Origin of the sequence: Nostoc sp., from assembly GCF_036919815.1 — a bacterium.
Lineage (GTDB): Bacteria > Cyanobacteriota > Cyanobacteriia > Cyanobacteriales > Nostocaceae > Nostoc.
In genome coordinates this window covers 16,167-28,238 of sequence record NZ_JBALCE010000048.1, presented here as the reverse complement: position 1 = coordinate 28,238, position 12,072 = coordinate 16,167, and the positions used below count along the sequence as shown (strand labels likewise).

At 44.3% G+C, this 12,072-nt stretch carries 7 protein-coding genes, 1 tRNA gene and 1 CRISPR repeat array; of the genes, 4 read left to right on the top strand and 4 right to left on the bottom strand.

What is annotated here, in order from left to right; all coding sequences use genetic code 11:
* From V7K15_RS12365 to V7K15_RS12355, 3 genes are all read left to right on the top strand, one after another.
* A partial coding sequence (locus V7K15_RS12365) for a YheC/YheD family protein (protein WP_334905794.1) occupies nucleotides 1-339 on the top strand: 339 nt, incomplete at its 5' end.
* Nucleotides 340-615: 276 nt separating this feature from the next.
* Nucleotides 616-4,569: a cobaltochelatase subunit CobN gene (gene cobN / locus V7K15_RS12360; RefSeq protein ID WP_334905793.1), complete on the top strand. Its 3,954-nt coding sequence runs from the start codon at nucleotides 616-618 to the stop codon at nucleotides 4,567-4,569.
* A gap of 9 nt (nucleotides 4,570-4,578) precedes the next feature.
* Complete coding sequence (locus V7K15_RS12355; RefSeq protein WP_334905792.1) at nucleotides 4,579-5,724, top strand: peptidoglycan-binding domain-containing protein; 1,146 nt, start codon at nucleotides 4,579-4,581, stop codon at nucleotides 5,722-5,724.
* A gap of 130 nt (nucleotides 5,725-5,854) precedes the next feature.
* On the opposite strand, the gene V7K15_RS12350 is transcribed toward V7K15_RS12355, so the two are convergent.
* The 4 genes from V7K15_RS12350 to lipA form a co-directional block, all read right to left on the bottom strand.
* Nucleotides 5,855-6,310 carry a Fur family transcriptional regulator gene (locus tag V7K15_RS12350; protein WP_292790390.1) on the bottom strand — a complete coding sequence of 152 codons (456 nt, stop codon included), beginning with the start codon at nucleotides 6,308-6,310 and terminating at the stop codon, nucleotides 5,855-5,857.
* A gap of 703 nt (nucleotides 6,311-7,013) precedes the next feature.
* Nucleotides 7,014-8,264, bottom strand: a complete 1,251-nt coding sequence (gene sigC / locus V7K15_RS12345; RefSeq protein ID WP_334905791.1) for an RNA polymerase sigma factor SigC — start codon at nucleotides 8,262-8,264, stop codon at nucleotides 7,014-7,016.
* A 699-nt stretch (nucleotides 8,265-8,963) separates the two neighbouring features.
* Nucleotides 8,964-9,899, bottom strand: a complete 936-nt coding sequence (locus V7K15_RS12340; protein WP_334905790.1) for an NAD(P)H-dependent glycerol-3-phosphate dehydrogenase — start codon at nucleotides 9,897-9,899, stop codon at nucleotides 8,964-8,966.
* Nucleotides 9,900-9,930: 31 nt separating this feature from the next.
* Nucleotides 9,931-10,815 (bottom strand): lipoyl synthase, encoded by an 885-nt coding sequence (lipA, locus tag V7K15_RS12335; protein ID WP_334905789.1) that lies wholly within the window; start codon nucleotides 10,813-10,815, stop codon nucleotides 9,931-9,933.
* A 137-nt stretch (nucleotides 10,816-10,952) separates the two neighbouring features.
* On the opposite strand from lipA, the gene V7K15_RS12330 reads away from it, so the two are divergent.
* Nucleotides 10,953-11,026 (top strand) — tRNA-Pro (locus V7K15_RS12330).
* Between the two features lie 322 nt (nucleotides 11,027-11,348).
* A CRISPR array of direct repeats spans nucleotides 11,349-11,675; the repeat unit is 37 nt; unit sequence CTTTCAACCCACCCCTAGCCGGAATGGTTGTTGAAAC.
* Between the last annotated feature and the right edge of the window lie 397 nt (nucleotides 11,676-12,072).

The window sequence follows — 12,072 nt, the reverse complement described above, 5'->3', positions numbered from 1 at the left end:
GCCGTTTTTTTGAATAAAGAGTTAGTTCTACTCTATGAAAAAGATATAACTAATGCAAAATTTGCAGGTAATCTCAGCCCTCTTCACTGGGATGGTGCAAAAGCCAAGTATATCAATGATCCACAAATATTGTCAGAGATTGCTAATTTCGCTAAACCAATTTTTGAAGAATTAGATATTGATTATGGTGGTTTAGATATCGTCTTAGATCGAGATAACCAATATTGTTTGATTGAAATCAATTCTCACCCCAATTATAGTATTTTCACTAGAGACAATGGAGAGGAGCCTGTGTTAAAAATTTTTGAAAAAATGCTGATTAGCCTAGCCTCAAAATAAAAAATTCAGTGCTTTGGTTAACTAATTTAACGCGATGTGCGACTTCTTCTTAAAACCCCGCTTCCATTCCTCTCCCCGTTGGCGTCAGCCTGTCGTCAGAGAAGCGGAGAGAGGCTTTAAGTCTTGCTCCCCAACGCTGGTAGGGAAGGGGCTGGGGGTTAGGTTTGAGAGAAAGTTGTACACCGCGTAATTTATCACTCTGGATTCAGCGCAATTGAGCTTGGAAGTGCTATTATTTCTTCCTTTGGCTGAGTTATAAAACGGTAAGACAGTATTATGCATCGTATAAGTAGCACATCGGGTGGATGGAATCAGTCAGAGGGTTTAATTTTTCTAGAACAAACTCCCGCGCCTTTCGTGTTGATTACGGCTGCTGATACCGACATTCAAACTTTGGCAGCTGCGGTAACAAAATTACCTGCAAGCTTTCCGGCATTAAGAGTCGCCAACCTGTTGCAGTTGCAGCAACAATTAAGTGTAGATACTTATGCAGAGCAAGTTTTGGAACTTGCCCAAGTAATTATTTTGCGCCTGTTAGGAGGACGTTCTTACTGGGGTTATGGCTTAGAAGTAGTGCAGGAAATGGTGCAACGTAATGGTAGAAACCTGATTGTAATGCCAGGGGACGACGCTTTTGATCCCGATTTAATTTCCCTGTCTACCGTGCCTTTGGGTGTTGTTAACCAGATATGGCAGTATTTTAGCGAAGGCGGCGTGGAAAATTTCGTTAATGCTCTGCAATTTATCGCCGACACTTGCTTGTCAACTGCATACAATCCCGCGCCACCACGGCCAATTCCGCGTGTGGGGTTGTATGAATGGGGAGTGGGGAGTGGGGATGAGGGGGATGAGGGAGAGTTAGAATCTCGTTCATCCACCTCAGATACTCAAGGCTTCCAATCTCCAATCGCCAAAGTCGGCATCCTTTTCTACCGCGCCCATTATTTAGCGGGAAATACTAAGGTAATTGATGCTTTATGCGAAGCTTTGGTACAGAAAAATTTACAACCTGTACCAGTGTTTGTTTCCTCATTGCGTGAACCCGATGTTCAGGTTGAATTGAGTGAATTTTTCCAACCCAAAGAAGGCGAATCAATAGCTGTGCTGCTGAATACCACCAGTTTTTCTCTAGCACGCTTGGAAAGTGAAACACCCCAAACCGATCTGTGGCAAAAATTAGATGTGCCTGTGTTACAGGTGATCCTCAGTGGTGGCTCAATTGAGCAGTGGGAGTCAGAGTTTCAAGGGCTTTCTCCCCGCGATATTGGGATGAATGTGGCGCTACCAGAAGTAGATGGGCGGATTATTACTCGTGCTGTGTCTTTTAAAACAGTGCAAACTCGTAATCCCCATCTAGAAACAGATGTGGTAATTTATGAACCAGTAAGCGATCGCATCGAGTTCGTTGCTAAACTCGCAGCAAATTGGGCGCGTCTACGTGACAAACCACCCCAAGAGCGCCGAATTGCCCTAATTTTGGCAAATTACCCCAACCGAAATGGCCGCCTCGCCAATGGTGTCGGACTCGATACCCCAGCTAGTTGTGTAGAAATCCTGCAAGCTTTACATCAGGCTGGTTATCAAGTAGAAAATCCACCCGCTCAAGGAGATGAGTTGATTCAACGGCTAACAGCTGGCGTCACAAATGATCCCGAAGGTCGAGAATGGCGTCCGGTAGAGCAAAGTGTTTCTTGGGAGGAGTATCAAGAGTATTTCGCTTCTTTACCGCCAGCAGTGCAGCAAGGTATTAGTGAGCGGTGGGGAGTGGGACATGAGGACAATCAATGCCCAATACCCGTTCCTGGAATTAAACTCGGCAATGTCTTCGTAGGAATTCAGCCACCAAGGGGTTATGATAATGACCCCAGTTTGAATTATCATGCGCCGGATTTAGAACCAACCCATGCTTATTTAGCTTTCTACTATTGGATCAGAGAATCTTTTGGTGCTGATGCTGTAGTTCATGTGGGAAAACACGGAAATCTCGAATGGCTACCCGGTAAAAGTGTGGCTTTATCCAGCAATTGTTATCCAGAAGTGGCTTTCGGCGCACTTCCCCACCTGTACCCATTTATTGTGAATGATCCTGGTGAAGGTTCCCAAGCCAAACGTCGCGCTCAAGCGGTGATTATAGATCATCTAACGCCGCCGATGACTCGTGCGGAACTCTACGGTTCTTTGCAACAGTTAGAAAATTTAATTGATGAGTATTATGAAGCGGACAGTTTAGATCCTTCTCGTTTACCAGTGATTCGCGATCGCATCCGCGAACTGGTAATCAAAGAAAATCTCCATCTAGATTTAGGAATCCAGAATGAAACAGAAATTTTTAATTCGGAATCTCTAGTTTTGAATTCCATCGGTGGCTATCTTTGTGAATTGAAAGAAGCCCAAATCCGCGATGGGTTGCACATTTTTGGGCAATGTCCCCAAGGACGCCAGCTGCGAGATTTAATAGTAGCGATCGCTCGCATACCCAATCGCTATTCTTCAGGTATTACCCGTGCGATCGCTCAAGATTGGGGTTTAGATTTCGACCCATTGACAGCAGATTTGTCAATGACTAGTGGTGAATGGTTAATAGTCAATGGCACACAATGCCGCACCCTCGGTGATATCGTCGAAGTCCTAGAAGAACACGCCGCCCTTCTAGTAGAACAACTCATAAATCAGGACTCTTGTACAGACGCGATTCATCGCGTCTCTCCCCCCAGCACAGACGCGATTAATCGCGTCTCTACCTGGATACGCGATCGCCTACTTCCAGCTTTACAACAAACCCACCAAGAAATTACCCACTTATTACATGGACTTGATGGCGGTTACGTCCCAAGCGCCCCAGCAGGCGCACCCACGCGCGGCCGCCCAGAAGTTCTACCAACAGGGAGAAACTTTTATTCTGTTGATATTCGCGCCATTCCCACAGAAACAGCTTGGGATATCGGTAGAAAAGCTGCTGAAACCCTCGTGGAATATTACACTCAAGAACATGGTGAGTATCCGAAAACACTAGGCTTATCAATGTGGGGAACAGCCACCATGAGGACAGGTGGTGATGATATAGCCGAAGCCTTAGCTTTACTTGGAGTTCAACCTGTGTGGGATGGTGCAGCACGGCGAGTAGTGGATTTTGAAATTTTGCCTCTAGCGATTTTGGGGCGTCCCCGTGTAGATGTCACCTTGCGAATTTCGGGATTCTTCCGGGATGCTTTTCCCAACTTAATTGATTTATTCGCTCAAGCAGTGTCAGCAGTAGCAGACTTGGATGAACCGCCAGAACAAAACCCCCTCGCCGATACAGTTCGCCAAGAAACTGACTTGTGGACAAGCCAAGGATTAAGTTTAGAAGCAGCAGTGGTGCGATCGCACTATCGCATCTTTGGTTCGCGTCCAGGTGCTTACGGCGCTGGACTTCAAGGTTTAATTGAATCACAAAACTGGACAGACGACCAAGATTTAGCCCGCGCCTACATCAACTGGAGTTCTTACGCCTACTCATCAGCAAGCGGAGCAGAGGAGCAGGGGAACACAAAAGCAGAAATTCTTCCTAATTCCCACTCCCATTCGGCTTCGCTCACGGCAAGCCCACTCCCCACTCCCAACTCTTGTACAGACGCGATTCATCGCGTCTCTCCTAACTCTCCCCTCCCCTCCCCCGAAGCCTTCGAGCAACGGTTGGCAAAAATGCAAGTTGTCCTGCACAATCAAGATAACCGTGAACATGACCTACTCGATTCTGATGATTATTACCAATTTCAGGGTGGTTTAACTGCTGCGGTGCGTTCTCTACAGGGAAAAAATCCCCAAACTTATTTTGGTGATAATTCCATACCCGCCCAACCGCGAGTCCGCCAACTGAAAGAAGAAATCGCACGAGTGTATCGTTCTCGCGTAGTTAATCCCAAGTGGATTGCCGGAGTCATGCGCCACGGTTACAAAGGTGCTTTTGAAATGGCGGCGACGGTAGATTATCTATTTGCCTACGATGCAACAGCAAAATGTGTCGAAGATTATATGTATCAAGGCATAGTAGAGGCTTATTTGCTCGATCCAGTTGTCTCGGAATTTATTCAGGAAAAAAACCCTTATGCTCTGCGTGATATTGCTGAAAGATTATTAGAAGCACACAAGCGCAATTTGTGGGAGGATGTGAATATCAGAACACTAGAAGCCTTGAGGAACCTAGTACATCAAGCTGAAGCAGTTATCGAAGAAAAATCAATGGTGTAAGAAACAAATATGGAAAATCTTGCGTATTTGCACCTAGCTTTCGCCTACGAAGACAGTACACCCAGTGAATTGGTCTCCCTCAGTTCTTTGTTTAAGGACGCAGCTGCACCAGACTGGAATCGGCTTTCTGGTAGGGCTTGGAAGTATATGTTGCCCCTTGCTCTGTCTTTATCCATTCTTGGCGCTGTCAGCAGCGTTATGGCACTGGAAAAAGGCGATCAAGGTCCTTCTGTCAGAAATCTCCAACAAAAGTTGAAAACAGCAGGCTTTTATCAAGCTACTGTTACCAAAGTATATGATGTATCCACAGAAGAATCTGTGCGACGCTTCCAAAAGGTCGCTGGTTTACCAGTAGACGGCATTGTTGGAGCAAGCACCCTGGAAAAATTAGAAAGCTGGCAAGCGAAAAAGCCCAGTACTGCCACTACACAAGCTAAAAAGCCCAATACTTCGACTTCGCTCAGTACACAAGCGAAAAAGCCCAGTACTACTAGTTCAGCTAGTTCAGCCAGCAAGCGCCACAATCCCAACTACCTTGCTAAGGGAGATGAAGGTGAAGATGTCAGGCTTTTGCAAGAACGGTTAAGAGTCGCAGGCTTTTATTACGGGAACGCCACAGGAATATTTGGCCCAATTACCGAAGAATCTGTGAAGCGGTTCCAAGATTCATACAAATTAAGCGTTGATGGAATTGTTGGCCCAGCAACATTAGGTAAATTGCCCGGAGTTGGCATCGGTGATGGAGATGACGCTCCTAAAAAGGTAGTCAATCGAGATAAACTTCGTGTAGGCGATCGCGGTGAGCCAGTTAGAATTGTTCAAGAACAATTGATCCGGGCAGGATATTTAGAGGGAGAGCCAAATGGCTACTATGGTCCCTATACTGCCGATGCTGTAACAAGATTTCAGGCAGCTAATTTCTTAACCGCAAGTGGCGTTGCTGGCCCAACTACCCGATCTAAGTTATATAGCTCAGTTAATACTACTAGCAAAAGCGAATTTAATACCCTAGAAATCCAAACGCGACTACGGGAGCGGGGTTTTTATAAAGGGAAGCTGAACGGTGTGATGGCAGATGACACCAAAAAAGCAATTAAACAAGCCCAAGAATTCTACGGTATCAGTCTCAAGGATCTTAAGAGCGGACGCTTTTAGCATCCGCTTTGGTATTGTCACTATCAGTCCCCAACTGGTTACTTGCCTCCAGTAACAGCAAATTACGAACTGCTCAAAATTCCACTTATTTGGTTAATTTGAGTAGTTTATCTGACTCTCTACCCAAGTGCTAAAGCGGCATTAGTGCCCGTTGGCACTTGGGACATACTGCATGGATAGTCATTTGACAGTCAAGCAGGTGAAAACCTTCTTTTTGAGCGGTTTTCGCCCCAATTTTTAAAATTGAGTCATTTTTAAACTCAATAGTTGAGTTGCACCTGACACAAATTAGGTGATGGTGATGATGGGGATAGGGCTGGTTGATTTCATAATGCTTATGTCCCTCGCCCAGTTCTAATTCCCGTAAAAGTCCCATCCTTGCCATCAACTTCAAAGTCCGATAAATAGTTGACAGACTAATCCCTTCACCATCAGTTTCTAGTCGATGATAAAGGTCTTCCGCACTCAGATGTTGACCTTGCGGAAGTTCTTGAAAAATGTGTAAAATTGTTTCGCGCTGGGGAGTTAAACGCCAGCCTCGTTCATTCAGTTCTGCCTTGAGTGAAGTAGTTGTGTAGACAGTCATACTAATATTTCTCAACAAAGCTCATTAGTTGAGAATATAACAAATCTTGGGAGCAATTTGCAACAATCATTTCTTATTGAGAATTTATACTAAATATTTAAGAACAATTGATCAAATATTGCTCAAAATTCAAGTAATAAGCTGTAGTGCATTTAATTTGCACACAGTTAATAGTTAGGATACTTGTAATGATTGCATCCCTTGATCTTGAATTTTGAATGAGTGAATTTTGAATTGCTTAGTTGATCCCCACTTTCAAGATATCTGAGCAAAGCTCTGGTGAAACTCTTGTACAATTAAATGCAAATTATTTGCTACAAGCTTATAAGAGGGTTTTCACCACACTCAGCACTCTTCATCTGGGGATCAAATCAGTCCTTTTCCTCGTTCCCATACTCCGTATGGGAATGTATTCATTGAGTCAGAGACTGAATTCTGACTCAATATTTAACTTACGGCAGCAGCCCCTAATCAACCATTCCCATGAAGAGTATGGGAACGAGAGACTTTCAGAACTTACGCAAAACTACACGCCCTCCGGGGCAATTCATGAATTGCCCCTACCTGAAAATCATTCTTTTTGGCTATTCTTTGCGTAAGTCCTGACTTTGAAAAGGGTTTTAACCTGGGATAAAATCAGTCCTTTGTCCCTAGTCATTTGCCAAGTGTAGTTTTCTAATGACAAATGACTAATGACTAATGACTAACTTAGAGACTCCAAATAGTCGCGGATAAGGTTGCGTCGCTTGGGTTGACGTAGCTTTTGCAAAGCCTTGGATTCAATTTGCCGGACTCGTTCCCGCGATAAGTCAAGAGCGCGTCCAATTTCTGCTAAAGAATAAGGATGACCATCTGCCAAACCAAAGCGCATCAAAATTACATCGCGCTCCCGGCTAGTCAAATCTGAGAGAAGATGATGCAAGTCTCTTTGTAAAGATTCTCGCATTAACATCTCTTCTGGAGTTACACAGTCAGTTTCGAGTAATTCGCCTAACTCAGTATCTTTATCCTTGCCTACCTTGGTTTCCAAAGAAACAGAGCGAGGCACCCGCAACAAAACTTCTCGTACTTGAGTCGGTGTCATCTCTAACTCAGTTGCTAAATCCTCTAGAGTTGGGGTGCGACCTTTTTCTTGAGCAATTTTGCGTTGCGCCTTTTTGATTTTGTTTAACTTTTCGGTAATATGAACAGGTAGGCGGATCGTGCGACTAGAAGTAGCGATCGCTCTTGTAATTCCCTGACGAATCCACCAGTAGGCATAGGTACTGAAGCGATAACCCTTAGTGGGATCAAATTTTTCTACAGCCCGCTCTAAACCCAGTGTGCCTTCTTGGACTAAATCCAACAATTCCAAACCGCGATTTTGATACTTCTTGGCAACAGACACAACTAGGCGAAGATTAGCCTTAATCATGTGTTCTTTTGCTTGGAGTCCTTGGGACTGAACTTGCTCCAACTCTTCTACTGTCAACTTGCCAATTTCAGCCCAGCGACGTTTGCCATCTGCCAAAGTCGGTCTGAGATCCGCTAAAATTATCTCAGCAGTCGCAGCCCATCTTTCCAAAGACGGGCGATGTCCGAGTTCGGAAGTTAAACGTTCTTGAACTTCAATTAACCGAAGATAAGGGGTAATCACTTCATCCCCAAGCTTTGCGGCGTTAGCAAGCACTATCCGCATCCGCAAGTAGCGTTGGACTTTTTGAGCTTCTGAAACTTCTTCATCCCGCCCTAACAAGCGAACTCGACCAATTTCCTGAAGATATAGACGTACTAGGTCTGTACTACGGCGGTTATTGTTAGCAGCAAAGTTAGCATGGTCAACAGAAGCAATTTCCAGCTCCTGTAGGTCATCTACCGATAACTCACTGTCATCAACGGTGAGGTCAGAGTCCAAAGCCTGGCGGGACTTTCTGGTGTTGTAGGGGGCATCTGCATAAAAAGATGTTGCTGGCATAAAGATTGTCTCAATGGCTCCAGGTAACAATAGATTACGGTCAGCTTAGATTACGGTCAGCTATTCAACTGTTGCTATTGTTCCCGTGATTTACGATGAACTAACACGGTTGAACGTTCCATTACAATTTTTTTTACAAATTAACTGTAATGGTTTCATTCGATACAGTATTACTGAACTTAATCCGCAGCTAGGTTTTCAATATTTAAACTACTTAGTTAACATTTCAACCCTAATGAGGATTGGTAGTATTTTTTGTAACACAGTACAAACATCCTTCAGTGAATGTCATCTTTATAATTGGCATAGTCACATTTACATGGCACAAAAGTAATATCCTGACGATTTACCAATTTTTTCTCAGGATTATTAAGGTATAAGTAGAACTAATAGATATCTGAGAAGTGATTAGTATTAAGGGACTGACAAATAAAAAAATACTCAACCACTTATTCTGGGGTGGCCATCTTGCTCATCCTAGCCAAAGGCTCTCGTGTCGCCCACCCCACAAGTAGTAGTAATTTATTTGTTGGAAATCCCTAACTGCAAAAATTATATCGACGCAAAGAGAGTGGGACACGGAGAAAATTCCGGCGCTTGGAACTTCACTAGACGCGGAGAATGAAAATTTCACTGTGTCACCGCGTTCTCGTGTCCTGGTGTCAGTATTAACCCGTCAATTTCAACTTGGCAGACTACTTAGTAGTTGTACTCTGGCTTGATATCTCGCAACATCAGTTCATCAAGTGCTTGTCGGGGTGTGACTTCACCTTGAAGTAACCGATAAACTTGCTCGGTAATCGGGACAGCTATGTTTTGTTGCTTGGCTCGTTGCATCAAAACGCGACAAGTGTTCACTCCTTCAGCAGTTCCTTGTAAATTTGCGAGAGTTTCTGTAAGTGACTTACCACCAGCTAGCTGATAGCCGACTTGATAATTGCGACTTAAGGGACTGTTGCAGGTTGCTAGCAAATCTCCTAAACCAGATAAGCCATAAAATGTTTCTGTCTTTGCACCCCAGTCATTGCCGATGCGAACCATTTCTGTAAGTCCACGGGTGACTAAAGCAGCTTTGGCATTAGTTCCCAGTTGTAAACCATCGCACACACCGGCTGCGATCGCAATCACATTTTTCAGTGTTCCTCCCAGTTCCACCCCCAAAGGGTCGGGATTGGTATATACCCGGAAACGATGAGACGAAAATACTAACTGCACTACTTCCGCCGCCGTGGGAATATTACTGGCTACCACCGTAGCTGCTGGTAATTCCATTTGAATTTCTTTCGATAAATTAGGCCCAGACAAAACAACTACTGCATGGTTAGGGAATACTGTTTGCCAAATTTGCGACGGCGTGCAGGTGGTTTGAGGGTCTAAGCCTTTGGTCGCTGTCACAAAAATTGTCTCTGGAGAAAGGGGGAAAGAGTGGACTTGGGAAGCAACATCTCTCACACCAATCATCGAGATAGCAGACAGAACTATTTGGACATCTTTTAAAACTGCTTCCAGAGTTTGGGAACCTTGACGCGACCAGATACGCACCTGATGACCATTTGCCGTTGCTAGATTTGCCAGAGATGCACCCCAAGCACCTGCACCCAGAATTGCAACAGAAAGTTTTGAGTTGGAGTACATCTGCTCACTCATAACTCATCACTCATAACTCCTAACTCCTAACTTTTGAGCGGGGGTAGCGTTCCATTAATTCTCTGACTTTTTCTGCATGATATGAACTTCTTGTCAAGGGTGAAGAAACAACTTGTAAAAATCCGATTTCTTCGCCGAATGCCTTCCAAGCAGCAAATTGTTCTGGGTTGATAAATTCATTTACTTGCAAGTGTTTTTGACTCGGTTGGAGGTATTGCCCAATTGTCAAAATGTCGCAATCTACAGTTCGCAAGTCTTGCATAACTTGGCGGATTTCGGCATCAGTTTCACCGAGTCCAACCATGATCCCAGATTTGGTGTATGTGCTAGGAGAAACTTGGCGAGTTCGCTGCAATAATTCTAATGTGCGATCGTAGTTTCCTTGGGGACGCACGCGGCGATACAGCCGTGGGACAGTTTCCGTATTATGGTTTAATACCTCTGGCGCAGCTTGTAAAATTATCTCTAGAGCATCCCAATTACCGCACAAGTCAGGAATTAGCACCTCAATTGTGGTGTCGGGTGAAACAGAGCGAACCTCATCAATACACGCGACAAACTGAGATGCACCACCATCAAGCAAGTCATCTCGGTTTACAGAAGTGATTACTACATGATTTAGTTTCATCCGGCGAACAGCTGACGCTAGCCGTGGAGGTTCCGTGGGGTCTAGTGGTTTGGGTTTTTTCTCAAAATCAATATCACAGTAGGGACAAGCGCGTGTACAAGCAGGTCCCATAATCAAAAATGTGGCAGTCCCAGCCTTGAAGCATTCACCAATATTCGGACAGGATGCTTCCTCACAAACTGTATTGAGGGCTAAATCCCGCAAAACTTCTTTGACGTTACCGATGCGCTCACGCTGAGGTGCTTTCACCCGCAACCAGTCTGGTTTTACAGTCACAATCCGCTTTTACCACTAGAGTTATACAAATTTAATCGTAGCAAGCAAAGCCTTTGATGAAGTGATCATATATAGATGTAATTCTGTCTTTTAGACCAAGTTGTGATATTCTTAAGTTTACAATGCCATTTTTTTGGCGGGATGTGGCGCAGCTTGGTAGCGCACTTCGTTCGGGACGAAGGGGCCGCTGGTTCAAATCCAGTCATCCCGATTTTTTTGTGTCGAATAACTAATTATTTGTCGTCGTTAACACATTAGTGTCGTTGATAACAATTTAAATGTCGTATTAACAGATTAATATCGCCGATTTACTCCAGACATCCGTTAACAAATTAATGTCGCCGATATTTTAGGTGGAGTTGAGTCCAGTACATCTCTAATATACTCACAAATGTTGGAATATTCCCGAACGAAGTGCGCCTTTCAACCCTCTCAAAAAATTTTAATGCTTCAAATGTTTTTCTTAATCCACTCTTAGCCGGAACGTTTATTCAAACCAAAAGACTCACGAGAATTACTTGTGAGTCTTTTCTCTTTCAACCCACCCCTAGCCGGAATGGTTGTTGAAACTTCTTTGCTTCAGGTTTGTGGAATCTAACCAAGACCTTTCAACCCACCCCTAGCCGGAATGGTTGTTGAAACGCAATGGAGATACATTTATATATGATGTATTCTTCTTTCAACCCACCCCTAGCCGGAATGGTTGTTGAAACCGATCAATTTATTCGCTACTTTTACAAATTGCACATCTTTCAACCCACCCCTAGCCGGAATGGTTGTTGAAACCCTAAGCCAACTCTGCCGGAAAAGCCTCATGTTATAACTTTCAACCCACCCCTAGCCGGAATGGTTGTTGAAACTCCGCCGCCTAGACCCCTTGCAAATAAAGCTTTCCAGGTACAAATTTGGCATATCTCTGAAAAAGCTTCCTTTATCTAACATCAAAAAACTAAATCAACTGACATACTAGTTTCTGAAATTAAGACATTACAAGGGTTTTAAGATTTTGGCAGGACTCCAGGGATTTTGCCCCCGCTTCGACATGCCAAAAAATATTTGAGAGGGTTCCCCCGACGAAGGGGGTGATTCAGTAGCCACCACTGCGGTAATCCGCACCGTTGCTAACAACGGCTATTGCTTTTTCAAGCCTTACTCCTTATTGCTGGGAGCGCACCTATCCTGTCTTGCGACAGCAGCATCAGAAGCGGGCAGCTACTAGGGTCAGAAAGCAAAACGGTTTTGCAGCCGTCAAACTAA

Excerpts from the sequence above, each read along its gene's own strand:
- V7K15_RS12350 (WP_292790390.1), bottom strand. The coding sequence starts at position 6,310 with ATGACTGTCTACACAACTACTTCACTCAAGGCAGAACTGAATGAACGA.
- sigC (WP_334905791.1), bottom strand. The coding sequence starts at position 8,264 with ATGCCAGCAACATCTTTTTATGCAGATGCCCCCTACAACACCAGAAAG.
- cobN (WP_334905793.1), top strand. The coding sequence starts at position 616 with ATGCATCGTATAAGTAGCACATCGGGTGGATGGAATCAGTCAGAGGGT.
- V7K15_RS12340 (WP_334905790.1), bottom strand. The coding sequence starts at position 9,899 with ATGTACTCCAACTCAAAACTTTCTGTTGCAATTCTGGGTGCAGGTGCT.
- V7K15_RS12355 (WP_334905792.1), top strand. The coding sequence starts at position 4,579 with ATGGAAAATCTTGCGTATTTGCACCTAGCTTTCGCCTACGAAGACAGT.